Below are 16717 nucleotides of genomic sequence, written 5' to 3'. Positions count from 1 at the left end.
CTCAGAGGTCTTTGAATAGATTTTCCGCGATCGGCTGGTTGAATTTCTCCTGCTGGAACTTCATGATGCTTTTGTCGCCGCCTTTTTCGAAGAATGCGAGTTCTTTCAGCCGCAGCGTGCTTTTAGGGAATACCATCGTGATTTTGGCATAAATATTCTTCAAACGGCGGTTGACCGGCGTCAGCACGATCTGGTACTCGCCATCGCTTTCCAGGCAGGCCGTAGAAAAGCCCTTATTCTGCTGAAAATCACCATTTACAAGCCCGATCATCAGCTCTTTGATCTGCGCGGCCATGCGACCAGCCTGTCCCACGTTTTTCTCTTTCCCACCCTCCTGCACGCGCAGCTTGTCGCCGTTAATGACAATAATGTATTTCGAAGGCGTCCGCTGTTCCCAGCGCATTTTGTCCTTCTGCTGGTAGTAAAAAACGCCGCTGGATTTCTCGGGCTCTTTGAGCACGGCCAGGTATTTTTCTTCCGTAAAAGACGCCTGAATGGACGTGGTCCCCTGCGAGGTCTTGCGCAGATCGGCCAACGCCTTCTCCGGGTTCGCTGCCGGCTTGAACGACTGCGCACCGGCAAGCGTACACACGCACGCGAGCCAGGTAATGATCAGTAACTTAATGTGTTTCATAAGGTTCCTTCCCGATCAGCCGGGGAAGCGGTTCTATTTTGATACCCATTTCACGGCAATGACCGATGATATCCGGCAGGGTTTCGGCCGTCAGCGGCAGATGGTCATGAAGCAGAACGATGTTCCTGGGCTTTAATTTTGAAACAATAGTGTTGATGAGCTGGTACTTGTTCTTCGCCCGCGTATCCATGCTGCGCAGCGACCATCCGATCGACTGCATTTGCAATTCCTTCAAAACACGGGCGTAGCGCGGGTTCGTCACACCGAACGGGGGCCTGAAAAACACGGGCGCGCGGCCGGTAATGTCACGGATCGCCTCGTTGCAGCGCTGAATGTCCGCTTTGAGCTTCCGGGTTGAAAACAATGCGATGAGGTAGGAATGGCTGTACGAATGGTTGGCAATGGTATGGCCTTCCTCTACGATCCGGCGCAGCAGTTCCGGATGCTCCACGGCTTTTCTGCCAATGACGAAAAACGTAGCTTTCAGGTCGTTTTGCCGCAATGTTTCGAGAATTCGGGGGGTCGAATCCGGGTCCGGACCGTCGTCGAAAGTCAATGCGATAGCCTTGCTGCGCCCTTTATTAATGGATTTGAGAAAATAATTGGCCTGAATCTGCGCCGATCCATAAGCGGTTACACCGACAAACAGCAATGCGATGCCCGCCATGACGATCCACAGGTAATCCGTTTCCCAGAAAATGATGGAACTGAGCGCCGCTGCCGTAATGCAGATGAATATGAGGAGGTTATGCTTCAACGGTCCGCAGCAAGGTTAATCCCAGATTACTTTCCCGCAATGCGTTACAAATCAACACATTCCTGACTCCACGATCGGCTTGCAAAAGATCGGCCGCATAATGCAGTGCAAACGCGGAGGCCGTTGCGTACACGCCCGATAGCGCGAGGTAAGGCACGTTTTTCAACGCACCATCCACCGGATTCCCGGCAAATAGCACCAGATCTACATCTTTCGTAGCCAACCCATTGCGGCCCAGGAATGCGTCCGTTTCCTCCTGAATGCCCGCAACGCCGCCTACCACGTGCACATCTGCCAGTTCTGCCATCGTATAAGCCGTATTTTCACTAGACAATATGAAAAACGAAGCGCCCGACGTGAGCGCCGCACCGGTTTCGAATGCCAGTTGCCCGGTAATGTCATCCAGGATGTCGATATGCTCGTCGGCCGCACCTACCAGCACATTCCTGTCGCCCTCGTGCAGGAGCAGCGAGGCGTCCAGCAACGCGTGTTCGAACGACAATGTGTTTTGTGTGTGCGTCATATTATAACCATGGTTGCCGATGCTGAGCGAAATCTGCCCGGCCATGGTGTTATGCGTCGATTGGATGAATGAGGTCGGCGGAAGCAGCCCCTCGACGGTCAGCGAAGTATTGAGGAACTTCTCCGTATCCTGCAAGCAGCCAAGCCCCGTCCCCACCACGATCGCATCGGGCTGTCCGATACCCGCCTGCGCGATGCATTCTTTGGAACAGGCCACCGACATCCGCAGGATTTTGCTCATCCGGCGCAGCAGCCCCGCTTCAATGTAGGCCTTATAATCAGGACTGATGAGCGCATGATCCGCGCCGACCGGCCCCAATGCCGCCGAGAAGCCCGCATTGCCGAAGGTAGGCTGGTGCGACACCGTGGATGCTGCCGTAATGTACAAGGCCGTTTTATTCATAGCGTGTAAAAACGAGTGATGAATTATTGCCCCCGAAACCGAACGAATTGGACAGTACCGCATTCACAGGGACGGCCGTATTCAGCTGCGCCACCGGTGCGAGGCCCGTTTCGGCGATCGGAGTCTGGTAATTCAGGTTCGGGTAAATGAGGTTTTGCTGAATGGCCAGCACGGAAAATACCGCCTCGATGGCCCCCGCCGCAGCCAGGGTATGCCCGGTAAATGCTTTGGTAGAACTGAATGGCGGGATATGATCGCCGAAGACATTCTTTAATGCCACGGATTCGGAATGATCGTTATTCTTCGTACCCGTGCCGTGCGCATTCACGTATGAGATGTCGCCCAGCCCGATTCCCGCACGGCGGATCGCATTTTCGATCGCCAGCGTGGCGCCTTTTCCGTCGGGCGAAGAAGCCGTTTGGTGATAGGCATCTGCCGCATTGGCCCAGCCGCTTACCTGGCAAACAGGCACATTGCCTGTCAGTTCGAGGCTTTTTTCACCTTCCAGCAAGAGGAAACCCGCGCCTTCGCCCAGGTTCAGCCCCGCACGCGACTCGTCGAATGGCCGGCACCACTGCTCGTCGTAGATCATGAGCGAGCGGAAACCGTCGATTGTGAAGCCGCTCAATGCATCGGTACCTCCTACGAGCACGCGGTCGAGCGTACCTTGCAGGATCAGGCGCGCGCCGAGCATGATCGCGTTCGCACCCGACGAGCAGGCTGTCGAAAGTGTATTGATATAACCCGTAATACCCAGTTCCCTGGCAATGCGCTCGGTGGTACTGCCGCTGTCGTGCGTAGTAAGGAGCTGGTAATCGGGCTTATTTTGGGAAAGGTAATCCTTGTAAAACACCTCGCTGCGGTCCATCCCGCCCACCGACGTGGCCGAGATCAGGCCGGTGCGGATCACACCAGAGCGCTTGTTGTCGCCCCAGGCTTCCCGCGCCGCCTGCAAGCCCAGCAGCGAAGTACGCGAAACATATTCCGTGCTCACGCCCAATGCACGGCGCAGGTCGTCGTTTGAGGCTTTCACCTCTCCCGCCCGCGACGCTTTGGTGCCTTGCAGGTAATGCAGCGGCCCGATGCCCGACTTACTTTCGCGCAACGACCGCAGGTTTTCCTCCACCGACATGCCTATCGCCGACACAACGCCGATACCGGTAATGCTAACGCCCATTCGGTGAAGTAATTAAGCTGCTTTTCTTTTACGGATATAGGCCGCCATCGTGTCGACGGACTTGAATGCTTCCTTGCCCTCTTCGGGGTTCACAAGCTGGATACCGTGGTATTTTTCGAGCAGTACGATCAGTTCGAGCGCGTCTATCGAATCGAGGCCCAGGCCCTGATCGTTGAAAAGCAGCGCGTCGTCCGCGATATCCGCCACCGTCAGATCTTCCAGGTTGAGCTGTTCGATAATCTGTTTCTTAAGGTCTTCTTTTAAACTATCCATTGTGCTGATTAATTGAGCGTCAGTTAAATAGCCGCAGCTTCACGCGCCTGCGACAGTTGAAGGAGGTTATCGTGGCTGAATGCCGGGCCGGTTTCCCGCTCCTCCACCATAAAAAGAAACACGTCCGTACCGGTTGCCGTCACTTCCAGCCAACCGCACAGCAGCGCGCGGCTGCCCGAGGACGACAGTATCTGCCCGTAGTCGAGGTAAAAACCCGGAGCGAATTTAGGCAAAACAGCAAACATATTTTCGCCATACCACTTGTTGGCAATGGCTATTTCCCCCAAAACAATGTTGGGCAATGTGTACACAAAAAGCGATGGACTGGGCGTACCAGCCTCCTCGTAGGACTGCTTAAAACGGCGGTCGGTTTCCGCACTAGACGTCGCATTGGCGAATATCAATGCTATTTCATCGTCGGCGTAAGCATCGACCAGGCCCGGATTTGCCTTCTTAATAAGCTCCGACGCCAGGTAACCGGCCTGCGAGAGCACATCCATTTTATAAAATTTAGGATATGCCAGTGCGTGCTTTTTGTAAATCTGCTTGAACCAGCTATCCTCCGAAGCGGGATCGCGTTCCGCCACCACTTCCCCATTGACCAGGCAGCGATCGGCCCGCAGGTTGCAATATGCCGTTATCACTTTCATATATTCCTGATCATCAAAGAGGCGTTACCTCCACCGAACCCCGAAGCCGTTTTGAGGATGGTATTCAATATTTTCGGCTCGTTTTTTAAAATAATATTCAAAGGCCGGGATGTTCCCGCATCGGTATAACCTAAACTCCTGACAAGCATCCCATTCCGCACCATCTGCATGCAAACTGCCGTTTCGATCACGCCGGCGGCGCCGAGCGTATGCCCGAAATAGCCTTTCAAACTGTTCAGCGGCTTATCCGCCAGCGATAGCCGGTCGAATGCGATGGACTCCATTTCATCATTGAAAAGTGTGCCCGTACCATGCGCGCAAACAAAATCGATTTCGTCAGCCGACACTCCATGCGTTTCGAAAGTACGCTTCACGCTTCGCACCAGCCCCTCCCCCGTCCGCGACGGACCGGAAATGTGGTTGGCATCGTTCGCGCTCGCGCCGGCGAGCAGTTCCAGCGGCGCATTCTCAAATACCGAGCCGGTACCCGAAACGAGCACCGCCGCGCAGCCCTCGCCGAGGGTAATGCCGTTGCGCGCCGCGTCGAAAGGCGCACAGGGCTTGTCGCTTACGGCAAAAAGCGACTGGAAACCGTAGAGTACAAAATCGGAAGCCACATCGCAGCCGACAACGATCACATGCTCGTACTGGCCGGCTTTCACCATATTCGCGGCGACATTCAGTGTGAGTACGCCCGAAATGCAGGCATTGGAGATCACGAGCGGCAAATGCGCCAGCCCGAAATGCTGTTGTAGCAATGCACAGGTAGCGTTGAACTGGTCGTTCATATCGTCGTCCAGCGCGCCTTTGGTGGAGCTGATGAGCACCAGCGTGCGGTTCGAGGGCACGATAGCGGCGTCTATCCGGCTGATAAGGGCGGTTAATGCATTAACGATCAATTGCTGAAAGCGTAACGGCCCTGCAAGGCTGCCGATCCGCGCCAGGTGAATATCCTCGCCGCTGAACCCGGCGGCCGGTACGAGCGCAATACCGCTGCGGTTGGCACTCAGCGCCTGCCAGTTATCTTCCGCATTGTTTCCCAGCGGGCTCACGATCACCTCGGCACCAACGTAAATCATAGCTCGTACTTCACTTTCCATTCCTTGTAAAAATCCGGCGATATCAGTTCCAGCTCGCGCGAATCGCGGTCGAGGAAGACCTGCATCGTTTTGCCCGTAGCGCACAGCTGGCCCGTGGTGACGTTGATCACCTCGTATTCAAACTGGATTTTCGCGGATTTGGCAGGAATATATTTGGTAATGACTTTGATCACCTGTCCGTAATAGACCGGCGCCTTATGATCGATTTCCGACTTGACGATGGGCGTCACGTAGCCTTTGGCGTGAATGTCGAGGTATTCCAAACCGTATTTTTTACCGAAAGCTTCCCGGCCGTCCTCAAAAAATTTCAGGTAATTGCCATGCCACACTACACCCATGGCGTCGGTTTCACTAAATCGGATATCAATATCTATTTCGGAAGAAATCATGCAACAGTTATTAGGGTTATTCGCTTACTACGATTTTCAACTCACAACCCAGCAATATACGCCCATCGGACGAACTTTCGCCTTTTACGAGGTAAATATTTCCCAACTGGTGAAGGGGTGTGACCACCGTCCGGACCGTAGCGCCGACGGGCGGGAGCTCATGCACCACCACCTTGCTCACCGCGCCGATAAACCCGATCTTAGGCTCCCCTCCTTCCGCACTGTCGAGGTAGCCGAACGACGCCGCGCACGTTTGCGCCATGTGCTCGATCAGCCCCGTTTCCAGGAAAAACCCGTTCTGTACCAGCACATTATCCGCGGCAACCGTCAGTTCCGATTCGAACCGCTCGCGGGTGGCGCTTACGAGGCCGTCCACCATCACAAATGGCGCGCGGTGCGGAATGTATCGGGTTATAGCGTCCTTTTCGATGAGCATTATTGAAAGAAATTGAAATAATTAAACCATTGTTCGGGAAATGCCTTCACTTTTCGTTCCAGCTCTTCCACGTACAGCTGCGCGATTTCCTCCGGCTTCATTTTCTTGTCGATCGGCTTCGTAGCACTCAAATGATAGCTGTATTTGCCGTCTTTCGCCGCAAAAACGAATGTCACCGGCGCATTGAATTTCGAGGCAATCACAAACGGGCCGTAGGGAAACTTCGCCTTTCTCCCCAGGAAATCCAGCTCGATAAACTTCGCGCCATCGAGGTACCGATCCGCGTGGATGGCCACGAACTCGTTGTTGACCAATGCATTGCGGATCGAAATAATATGTGAAAGATCGTCCTTGATCGCGATCACCTTGAACCGTGAGCCGCCGGTGGACAGATCCATGTATTTCTTGATGTTTTCGACTTCCGCGTCCAGCATCACAATGTTGATCGTGGGCGTAATGCGGCCTTTGAGCAGGTTACCGGCCGTTTCCCAGTTGCCCAGGTGTGCGCTGAGCAAAATCCCGCCTTTGCCTGCATCCCGGATGTCGATCAGGTATTGTTCGTTTTCAAAAATGTGTGAAAACTGCCGGTCTTTTCCCAGCAGGAACGCCGCGCGGTCGACGAGCGTCTGCCCGAAAATATAGAAGTTCCTGCGGGCCATTGTCCGGGCTTCGGAACCGGCGATGTGAAGGGTGTTCGTATAAAAATCCAGCAAAGCCTTCCGGGGCTTCGCCGCAAAAAGGTAATAGTAGAAAGTAACCACCCGAAGGAGCCCGTATGCGAAGCCGAGCCCCAGGGTATTGATAAAAAACAGGAAAATTTTGTAACCCGTTAACGATCCCTTGGTCTTACCGTCCCAACGGCTCATTCTTACAACGCGAGTTTCTGACGGATAAGCTGATAGAAATCACCGAATGTCACGATTCCTTTAAAGTCCTCGCCGGTGAGCTTTACATTGAGGTTTTCGTCGATGAGCACAACCAGGTCGACGTAGTCGAGACTGTCCAGATCCAAAGTGTCTTTCAGACTGTTTTCAGGAAGAATCGAATCCCGGTCCACCTCAAATTCCTCAGATAAAAAATCTCTGGTTTCTTCAATTACTTCTTCCCAACTCATTTTAACGTCGTTAGCATACATAGCTGCAAAATTAGTTTATTCTTGCCGATAGTTTAAAAATATTCCCAAATTTTCAAATAAATGATAATGGTCACACAATAATTTCCACTGAAAATCATTGCACTTGCATCATGGAATATTGAAGGTTAACAAAAATACAAAATTTCGATAGGCACCGGGTCGCCGTTTACGAAGTTGTAGTAGTAATGCGGCCTTGTCGACGGCTTGCGGGGTGGTCAGATCTTCCGCACGATCAGTGTGGAATTAGTCCCGCCGAAACCAAACGAATTGGACAGGAAACAATTGATTTCCTGCTCCTTAGTTTCGGGAACAATGTTGATCCGGGCCGAATCCTCGTCCGGGTTTTCGAAGTTGATATTGGGCGCGATGAACGAATTCCGCATCATCAGCAGCGAATACACGATCTCGCTCGCACCGGCCATCCAGCACTCGTGCCCGGTCATCGACTTGGTGGAGCTTACCGGCACATCCGCACCGAACACCTCGTAAATCGCCCGCGCCTCGCTGCCATCGCCTACCGGCGTGGAAGTGGCGTGCGCATTAATGTAGTCTACTTCTTTGACGGAAATCCCGGCCTGTTTCAGGGCCATTTGCAGCGAACGGGTCTGGCCGTCGATGCTGGGATTGGAAATATGATCGCCATTGGAAGAGAATCCGTAACCAATGAGTTCGCCCAGGATCGGCGCCCCGCGTTTCACGGCCGCTTCATAGGATTCAAGGATCACCGTAGCCGCACCGCCGCTGGGGATCAGGCCGTCGCGGTCGCGGTCGAAGGGCCGTGATGCCTTTTCGGGTTCCGATTCGCGGACGGAGAAAGTGCCCAGGCCGTCGAAACTCGCCATCGCCGAAGCATTGATCTCCTGCGCGCCCCCGCATATCACGCGCTCCTGCAAGCCCTGGCTGATCATCAGGTAACCCATCCCGATCGAATGGGAACCCGACGCACAGGCGGCGCTCAATGTGAAATTGATGCCTTTCAGCTTAAAAATCGTCGAAAGGTTCATATTCACCGTGCTGTTCATGTTCTGAAAAATGGCACCGGAGCCGATCAGCGTCGTGTCGTGCTTTTCACGGACTTTGTCTACCGCCTCCACCACGGACGCCGCCGTACTGTCGTTGCCGTAGATAATGCCCGTTTCGGTCGTTTCGAGGAAATCGATATCGAGGCCCGACAATGCAAGCGCCTCGTGCGTAGCCATGTACGCGTAGATCGCGGGCTGGTGCATACCAACGCGCTGGCGGCGCGAGAGGTAATTTTTAAGGTCCGGCTCCTCTACCATTCCCGTGAGGGCCGAGCGGAAGCCGAAATCTTTCCGTACCTGATCAAACACGATTCCACTTTTACCGGTATATAATGACTGCGTCACCTCGCCCAGGTTTTTGCCCAGGCAGGAGTAAATGCCAATACCGGTAATGACGACCCTTTGGCTCATGGATTATGAGTAAATTCCTCCGTTGATATTAATAACCTCACCCGTAATGTACGCGGCCTTGTCGGAAACGAGGAAGCTCACCAGGTGCGCTACTTCCTCCGCTTTGCCAAAACGGTTCATCGGTATCATTTGTTTCAATTCGTCCTCATTGAGATCTTTGGTCATGTCGCTCGTGATGAAACCCGGCGCCACGGCATTCACGGTGATTTTGCGCTTGGCGACCTCCTGCGCGAGCGATTTGGTGGCCGCGATAATCGCCCCTTTCGCTGCGGAATAGTTGGTCTGCCCCGCAACGCCCTTCATACCCGACACCGACGCGATGTTCACGATACGCCCCGAGCGCTTCCGCAGCATTTGCTGGATCGCATTCTGGGTCACGTTGTAAAGCCCTTTGGCCGAAATGTTCAGTACATCGTCCCAATCCTGCTCCGACATCCACATAAAGAGGCCGTCGCGGGTAATGCCTGCATTGTTCACCAAAACGCTGATGAACTTGTCTTCGTTCTTTTCGCGCCAGCCATTCAGCGCCGCGTCCACCTCCGTTTTCGTCTGCACATTGAAATGCAGCAGCTCGCCGTCGCCGCCGTTCGAGCGGATCTCGGCCAGCGTTTCTTCGGCGGCAGCCTGGTTGGAAGCGTAGTTGACCAATATATATAAACCGTGGTCCTTGGCCAGCTGGACGGCAATAGCCCTGCCGAGGCCTCTGGATGCACCGGTTACCAATGCGCAATTCATAGGTTGAATGGGGTTTCTTTAATGTATTCAAAAACGGCAGCGATACTTTCGAACTGCGGGACGTCGTCTTTCACAAACTGCGCCCGCCGGCGTATCTGTGCGTACACCGATTTCGCATTCGGCGAAAGCTTCTCCTTCTCTTCCGGATGCAGCAGGTCTATCGCCTGGCAGATCGCCATCATGTGGATCGCCATCACCTGGAATGCGTTTTCAAGCACCTGCTTCGCGATTACCGCCGAGTTGGTGCCCATGCTCACAATGTCCTGGTTGTCGTTGTTATTGGGGATACTATGAATGTAAACCGAAGTCGATAGTGCCTGACTTTCCGCCGTCGTGGACGTAGCGGTGAACTGTACGCCCTGAAAACCGAAGTTCAAGCCCCATGTCCCTGCATTGAGGAAAGGCGGAAATTTGCCGTTCAGCTTGCTGTTCATCAGGAAGTTGAGCTGGCGTTCCATGAGCATGGTCAGCTTGGTCAGCACCAATTTCACCTTATCCATTTCGAGGGAAATATAGTCGCCGTGGAAGTTGCCGCCGTGGAATACATTGTCGTCTTCCGGCCGCACGATCGGGTTGTCGTTGGTAGAATTCAATTCGTTTTCCACCACTTCCTGCGCGTAATGAAGCGTATCCAGCACGGGGCCAAGGATTTGCGGCACGCAGCGGATCGAGTAATATTCCTGTATTTTTCTTTCAAATTCAGTCTTTTGCATCGCGGTATCGTCGCGGAAAAGCTCCTCCCGGTTACGTATGAGCCCGCTGCCGGCCACGAAATCACGCATGTGCTGGGCCACCATCTGCTGGCCTTTGTGATGCTTCACAGCATTGAGCTGCTTCGAAAACGAATCATCGAACGACTCGATGGCCTCGTTGATCATCGACGACGCCGTAATGGCCCATTGCACGAGGCGCTTCGCATAAATAAGGTTGATCGCCGCCATACCCGTCATGCAGGAGGTGCCGTTGATCAGCCCCAGCCCGTCGCGGAGCTCCATTTTAAGCGGTTTGAGGCCTTTTTCCGCCAGTACCTCGCCCGTTTTGCGACGAACGCCCTGGTCGTACACATACCCTTCTCCGATCAGGTTCAGGCCCAGGTGCGAGAGCTGCACGAGGTCGCCGCTGGCACCTACGCTGCCGTGCTCGAAGATTTCGGGAATAACGCCATTATTCAAAAATGCGACCAGCTGCTTGATCACCGCCGTACTCACGCCGGAATTGGCCTGCAAAAATGAGTTCAGGCGCGCGAGCATGACGCTGCGTGCGTATATTTCGTTCAGCGGCTTGCCCACCCCGCTCGAATGGCTGCGGATGAGGTTATATTGCAGATTATTGAGCTGATCGGTCTCAATGCGGTATTGCGCCATAGGCCCAAATCCGGTATTGATCCCGTATATGATTTTGTCCTTGGAGAAATTCGTTAAAAAAGCGAATGATTGGGATACTTGATGGAGGGTGTCTTCGGCTAAGATAAATTCCTTCTTTTCAAAAGCATACTGCTCGATCTGAGCTAATGAAATACGATTCATTTAGTGCTGGCGTAATTAAATATGGTGTAAAATAAATCTTTTTTTGCCGTTTTGGCAAACAGGAACCGGTGACCGGTAGCAGGCATGGAAGTTGCCTGAGTGATACAATTCATTAATTTTGTCGGACATTCACGTTTCCCCTGTCAATGCTAGGAGATCTTCTGTTAAGGCTAAACAAATTCCTGTTCCGTCACAAACCTGCGTTTTTTGTTAGCCTGCTCGTCATTGTCAGTATCCTCGTGGCCGGCATCGGGCGGCTAAAAGTAACCGAAAGTATTTTCGCCACCTTGCCGCAGGGTAAAAGCTTCGAAGAGTTCAACCGGTTGGTAGAAAGTAAAAACATCATCAACCAGATCGTATTTTCCCTCGAAATCCCTGCCGAAACGGACACCGACGCCGCCCGGGAAATAGCCGAAAACTTCACTGATTCGCTGGGGCGCTATACCAACGGCTTCGTGCGCAATATCCAGGCCGAGCGGCCGAACGTGCAGGAAGATGTATATCAATATGTATACAGCCACTTCCCCCAGCTCATCGAGCCTTCCTATTACAAGCATATCACGTCGCGCATTCTGCCCGACTCCATCCGCGCCTCGGTAACATCTACCCATAACCAGCTCATGACGCCGGGCGGCTCGTTCCTGAAACAATTCGTGCTCAACGACCCGCTGGGCATTACCGGCGCCTACTTCCGGCAGCTCAATGCCGCCAACAACAGCAGCGCCATGGTCATGGACGACGGCATGATGTTCACCGCCGACCGCAAAAACATCCTCATTTTTGGCTCCACCAGCTTCGACTCCGGCGCTTCGGACAAGAACGTAGAGCTCTTCGAGCTTATGGAGGCATTCAAAGCCAAATGGAACGGCCAGCACCGGTACAACAAATTCTCCTATTTCGGCACATTCGAAATTGCGGCGCGGAATGCGATCCAGGTTAAGCAGGACTCCTATTTCACGTCGTTCCTCGCACTCGCGGGCATTCTCGCATTACTGATCGCCTATTACCGGAAGCTGCTTATCCCCATATATATAACGATGCCCGGGATTTTCGGGGCGCTATTCGCATTGGGCATCATCGGCTACATCCGGCCGGAGATCTCGGGTATTTCACTTGCTACCGGCGCAGTCATCTTCGGTATCCTGCTCGATTACGCATTCCATTTTTTCACACACCTCCGGCATACTCATTCCATTCCCGTCGCCATCAAGGAAGTAAGCGGGCCGTTGCTCACGGGAAGTTTCACGACGGTGATGGCGTTCAGCGCATTGCATTTCGCCAATTCGACCGTCTTGCAGGATTTCGGGCTGTTTTCTTCGCTCGCACTGCTCGGCGCGGCATTGTTTACGCTTACGGCACTGCCGGTCATCCTCGCCTCCACCCGTTTCGACATTCAAAAAATCCCCGGCGAGCACGGTTCGTTCCGCATTCCCACCATCCCCGATCGCTGGCGCGGCGCTACGTTGGCCGGCATCGCCGTGCTGACGGTTGTGTTCCTGTATTTTTCGGGTGGTACCGAGTTCGACGCGGGTTTTGAAAATCTCAGCATGCAGGACCCTGAGCTGAGCGGCCGGGAACAGGCGCTCACGGGCATCGATCCCCGCAAGCAGAAGCGCATTTACGTGTTCGCGTCCGACCCGCGGCGGGCCGTGGCGGAGGACGTGAATCATCGTACTTACCAGAAACTGGCCGCATTGCACGGCGAAGGCCGCATTGTCAGTTTTGTATCGTCGGGCTCGCTGCTTATTCCGCAAGATCTCAAACGGGAGCGTATGCGCCGCTGGCAGGATTTCTGGACACCCGGCCGCACCGATTCGACATTCCGCGTGCTGAACCAGTCGGCCGCGCAAAATGGCTTCAATGCCTATGCATTCAACGATTTCAAGGGCTGGATTGCCGGTCGGAGCAGTTCGAATGTCTCGCTCGATACCCTTTTCAACGAGCTCGGCGTCGATAACCTGATCGATAGCAAAGCTTCCGGTACGACCTTTATTTCGACGGTGGTCGTGGACCAGGCGAAGCTGGCAGACGTCAAAAAGGAATTGCGGGCAATGCATGGCGTGCAGCTTTTCGACCGCGGAGAGCTGGCGGGCGAGCTGCTCACCATGGTGAAGGACGATTTCAACTACCTGTTGCTGATCTCGGCGGCCATCGTCTTCTTTACACTGCTGATTGTCTACGGCCGCATCGAGCTCACATTGCTGTCGTTCCTGCCGATGGTCATCAGCTGGATCTGGATTCTCGGCATCGCCGCCATTCTGGGCATCAGGTTCAACTTCGTGAATGTGATCGTGACGACGTTCATCTTTGGCCTGGGCGACGATTTCAGCATTTTCGTGACCGACGGGCTTTTAAGTAAATACAAATCCGGCAAAGACACGCTCCGCTCCTACCAGGCCGCCATTGCATTATCCGCCACCACGACATTGATCGGTACCGGCGTGCTGATCTTCGCCAAACACCCCGCCATTCACTCCATTTCGCTCATAAGCGTGCTGGGGATCGTTTGTATCCTGTTCATTTCCTTCGTTTTCCAGCCGGTACTGTTCGATTTTTTTGTCCAAAAACGCATCGCCAAAAAGAAAGCGCCCGTCACGATGCTGCCTTTCCTGATCAGCATTTCGAGCTTTACCTATTTCCTTTCGGGCTGCCTGTTTTTACATTCCAAACTGGTGACGATCCTGCTGCTGCCGATGTCCCGCAAAAAGAAGCAGGCGGCGATCAACAATTCCCTTTCGTTTTATGCCAAAACGGTGATTTACTCCGGCCCCCACGTCAGAAAGAACATTTCGGGCCGGGCAAACCTCGATATGAGCAAACCGGCAATCTTTATCGCCAATCATACTTCGTTCCTGGACATCCTGCTGGCCATTATGCTCCATCCGAAAATTGTGCTGATGGTGAAAGGCTGGGTCTATAAATCACCGTTTTTCGGTCCGATAATCCGCTTTGCAGGCTATGTGTACAGCGAGGACGGTCCGGAAGAAAACATTGAAAAGGTACGCGCATTGGTTGCCGACGGCTATTCCGTGCTCATTTTCCCGGAAGGCACGCGCTCGGAGGACGGCCGCATTGCCCGCTTCCACAAGGGCGCGTTCTACCTCGCCGAGCAGCTGGGCCTGGATATTCAGCCGATATTGCTTCACGGTGCCCACGACGTGCTGCCCAAAAACGACTTCCTCATCCGCCCGGGCGCGCTCAACGTTCGCGTGCTCCCGCGCATCACCTACGCGGACGATCGATGGGGCACGACGCTCCGCGACAAAACGAAGGCCATTTCCGCCTTCTTCAAGCAGGAATATGCCGCATTTCAGTACGAAATGGAGGATGCCCGGTATTTGAAACACAAAATATTCACCAATTACGTCTTCAAAGGGCCGGTACTCGAATGGTATTTCAAAGTAAAATGGCGGTTGGAGAGCGCGAATTTTACTTACTACAACGAGCTGATCGGCGAGCGGAAGCATATTTTGGACGTCGGCTGCGGGTATGGATACCTGTCGTTTTTCCTGCATTATAAAAATGAAGACCGCGTGATCACGGGCATCGACTACGACGAGGAAAAGATCGGGATTGCGGAGAACAGTTACCACAAGACGGATAACCTGCGGTTTGTGCACCAGGACATTATGGCTGCCGGGACCGGCACGCAGGACGTCATATTTTTAAATGATGTGCTGCACTATTTATCCAGGGAAAAACAGCTTATTTTGCTCGATCGTTTAGCGGCGGCCCTCGCACCCGGCGGCATCCTCTTTATCCGCGACGGCATCACCGATCTGACCGCAAAACACGAGAATACACAAAAAACCGAAGCATTGTCGACAGGCCTGTTCGCATTCAACCGCAAAACCGACGATTTCCATTTCTTCTCGTCGCAGGATATCCGCAGCTATGCCGGGCGGCATGGTTTTGGTTATGAAATGCAGGAACATTCGGCCAATACGTCCAATGTCCTTTTTGTATTGCGCAAACCTTCACCGATTACTAACTAGCATTTTTTCAATAGCCATATTAATGCAAACTTCCGCTGTGCAAAAGGAATATGATTTTGTGATTGTTGGGAGCGGACTGGGCGGTCTGGCTTGCGCCAACATCCTGGCAATGGAAGGTCACAGCGTGGCGGTGCTGGAAAAAAACCACCAGATCGGCGGGCATTTACAGGTATACAGCCGCGACAAGAGCATTTACGACACCGGCGTGCATTACGTCGGTGGCCTGGACGAAGGCGAAAATCTCTACCAGTTTTTCAAATATTTCGGCATTCTCGACAAGCTGAAATTGAAACGCCTCGATGAGGAATTCGACGTGATCCGTTTCGGGGACGGCTGCGAATATGCTTATGCGCAGGGAATCGAACATTTTGAGCAGAAACTCATCGAATACTTCCCCGGCGAAGCGGAGGCTATCCGTACCTTCTGCGCGAAATTGGTCGAAGTCTGCAAGAAATTCCCCCTGTATAATCTGGAAACGGCCGGCGAAAGCTACCTCGCCGACGAAGCCGTTCTGAGCCTGAATGCGCACGATTACATCGCCTCGCTGACAGACAATGTACGGCTGCGCAATGTACTCGCCGGCAGCAACTTGCTGTATGCGGGGGTAAAAACTAAAACGCCGTTTTACGTGCATGCGCTGATCATGAAAAGCTACCTGAACGGCGCCTATAAATTCATAGACGGCGGTTCGCAGATCGCGATCCAGCTTAGCCGGTCGCTGCGGCAGCATGGCGGGAAGATTTTCAAGTACAAAAAAGTAACCGGCGCGAACTACGACGAAAAAGGCCGCATTACCGAGGTACTATGCGACAATGGCGAGACTTTCCGCGGGAAAGAGTTTATATCCAATGTACACCCGTCGGTAACGATTGATATTTTTGGGCAGGAGCGGTTTTTAAGTGTATACAAAAACCGCGTACTAGCCCTGGAAGACAGCATTTCGACATTCCTCGTCCATATTTCATTCCACGATCATACTTTCGAATACCTGAATTACAATATTTACCAGCACCACATCGACGACGTGTGGGGCGGTATCGATTACGACCCGGAAACCTGGCCGCAAACGTACTTCATCTGTACGCCTTCTATTTCCAAAAAAGGGAAATACGCCGATTCTATGTCGATCATGACTTACATGAATGCGGAAGAGACGGCACAATGGGCCGGGACATTCAGCACGGTGGCCGAGCCGGGCAAGCGCGGCGAGGAATATGCGCAATTCAAAAAGGAGAAGGAAGCGAAGGTCATAGCGCGGCTGGAAACCGTTTTTCCCGGCATTTCAGCCACAATCAAATCGGTGCACAGCGCGTCGCCGCTCACCTTCCGCGATTATATCGGCAACCGGAACGGCACGATGTACGGGATTATGAAGGATTCGACCTCGCCCCTGCGCACACGTATCAACACGCGCACGAAGATCCCTAACCTGCATTTGACGGGCCAAAACGTGTCGCTGCATGGCATTTTGGGAGTTACCGTGAGCGCATTCGTAACGTGCTTTTCATTTATAGACAAAGAAAAACTCATTCAAAAAGTAAAAAACGCCTGA

Annotated in this window: 16 protein-coding genes; 2 read left to right on the top strand and 14 right to left on the bottom strand. The window is 53.3% G+C overall.

Annotated features, from left to right (window positions below):
• Nucleotide 1: 1 nt before the first annotated feature.
• The 14 genes from lolA2 to flxA all read right to left on the bottom strand — a co-directional run bounded on the left by lolA2 (nt 2) and on the right by flxA (nt 11170).
• Nucleotides 2-634 (bottom strand): flexirubin biosynthesis/transport protein LolA2, encoded by a 633-nt coding sequence (gene lolA2, locus H144_RS0106425; protein WP_019941229.1) that lies wholly within the window; start codon nt 632-634, stop codon nt 2-4.
• Complete coding sequence (locus tag H144_RS0106420; RefSeq protein ID WP_019941228.1) at nt 621-1391, bottom strand: polysaccharide deacetylase family protein; 771 nt, start codon at nt 1389-1391, stop codon at nt 621-623. Before H144_RS0106420 ends, lolA2 begins: the two co-directional genes overlap by 14 nt.
• Nucleotides 1381-2316, bottom strand: coding sequence for a beta-ketoacyl synthase chain length factor (locus tag H144_RS0106415; RefSeq protein WP_019941227.1), 936 nt, complete (start codon nt 2314-2316; stop codon nt 1381-1383). The genes H144_RS0106420 and H144_RS0106415 overlap by 11 nt, the downstream gene beginning before the upstream one ends.
• Nucleotides 2309-3493 (bottom strand): beta-ketoacyl-[acyl-carrier-protein] synthase family protein, encoded by a 1185-nt coding sequence (locus tag H144_RS0106410; RefSeq protein WP_019941226.1) that lies wholly within the window; start codon nt 3491-3493, stop codon nt 2309-2311. The genes H144_RS0106415 and H144_RS0106410 overlap by 8 nt, the downstream gene beginning before the upstream one ends.
• Before the next feature lie 12 nt (nt 3494-3505).
• A complete protein-coding gene (locus H144_RS0106405; RefSeq protein ID WP_019941225.1) occupies nt 3506-3766 on the bottom strand; it encodes a phosphopantetheine-binding protein in 261 nt (86 codons plus the stop codon).
• A 23-nt stretch (nt 3767-3789) separates the two neighbouring features.
• Entirely contained in the window at nt 3790-4416 is a 627-nt protein-coding gene (locus H144_RS0106400; RefSeq protein WP_019941224.1) for a hypothetical protein, read from the bottom strand.
• Nucleotides 4413-5495, bottom strand: a complete 1083-nt coding sequence (locus H144_RS0106395) for a beta-ketoacyl synthase N-terminal-like domain-containing protein (protein WP_019941223.1) — start codon at nt 5493-5495, stop codon at nt 4413-4415. The genes H144_RS0106400 and H144_RS0106395 overlap by 4 nt, the downstream gene beginning before the upstream one ends.
• Complete coding sequence (locus tag H144_RS0106390; RefSeq protein ID WP_026350460.1) at nt 5492-5905, bottom strand: acyl-CoA thioesterase; 414 nt, start codon at nt 5903-5905, stop codon at nt 5492-5494. The genes H144_RS0106395 and H144_RS0106390 overlap by 4 nt, the downstream gene beginning before the upstream one ends.
• A 16-nt stretch (nt 5906-5921) precedes the next feature.
• A complete protein-coding gene (locus tag H144_RS0106385) occupies nt 5922-6341 on the bottom strand; it encodes a hotdog family protein (RefSeq protein WP_019941221.1) in 420 nt (139 codons plus the stop codon).
• On the bottom strand, nt 6341-7207 hold the full coding sequence (locus H144_RS0106380) for a lysophospholipid acyltransferase family protein (protein ID WP_019941220.1): 867 nt from the start codon (nt 7205-7207) through the stop codon (nt 6341-6343). The genes H144_RS0106385 and H144_RS0106380 overlap by 1 nt, the downstream gene beginning before the upstream one ends.
• Before the next feature lie 2 nt (nt 7208-7209).
• Nucleotides 7210-7476 carry a phosphopantetheine-binding protein gene (locus H144_RS0106375; RefSeq protein ID WP_019941219.1) on the bottom strand — a complete coding sequence of 89 codons (267 nt, stop codon included), beginning with the start codon at nt 7474-7476 and terminating at the stop codon, nt 7210-7212.
• A gap of 215 nt (nt 7477-7691) precedes the next feature.
• Nucleotides 7692-8909 (bottom strand): beta-ketoacyl-[acyl-carrier-protein] synthase family protein, encoded by a 1218-nt coding sequence (locus H144_RS0106370; protein WP_019941218.1) that lies wholly within the window; start codon nt 8907-8909, stop codon nt 7692-7694.
• A 3-nt stretch (nt 8910-8912) separates the two neighbouring features.
• Complete coding sequence (flxB, locus tag H144_RS0106365) at nt 8913-9644, bottom strand: flexirubin biosynthesis SDR family reductase FlxB (protein WP_019941217.1); 732 nt, start codon at nt 9642-9644, stop codon at nt 8913-8915.
• Nucleotides 9641-11170, bottom strand: a complete 1530-nt coding sequence (gene flxA, locus H144_RS0106360) for a flexirubin biosynthesis tyrosine ammonia-lyase FlxA (RefSeq protein WP_019941216.1) — start codon at nt 11168-11170, stop codon at nt 9641-9643. Before flxA ends, flxB begins: the two co-directional genes overlap by 4 nt.
• Nucleotides 11171-11316: 146 nt before the next feature.
• Between flxA and H144_RS0106350 the strand changes: the two genes are divergently transcribed.
• Both H144_RS0106350 and H144_RS0106345 read left to right on the top strand, forming a co-directional pair.
• The gene (locus H144_RS0106350; RefSeq protein ID WP_019941214.1) at nt 11317-15165 is read left to right on the top strand and encodes a trifunctional MMPL family transporter/lysophospholipid acyltransferase/class I SAM-dependent methyltransferase; all 3849 of its coding nucleotides are present in this window, start codon (nt 11317-11319) and stop codon (nt 15163-15165) included.
• A gap of 22 nt (nt 15166-15187) precedes the next feature.
• Entirely contained in the window at nt 15188-16717 is a 1530-nt protein-coding gene (locus tag H144_RS0106345; RefSeq protein WP_019941213.1) for a phytoene desaturase family protein, read from the top strand.

The sequence above is a fragment of the Dyadobacter beijingensis DSM 21582 genome (assembly GCF_000382205.1).
Lineage (GTDB): Bacteria > Bacteroidota > Bacteroidia > Cytophagales > Spirosomataceae > Dyadobacter > Dyadobacter beijingensis.
This window is presented reverse-complemented; position numbering and strand designations above follow the sequence as displayed.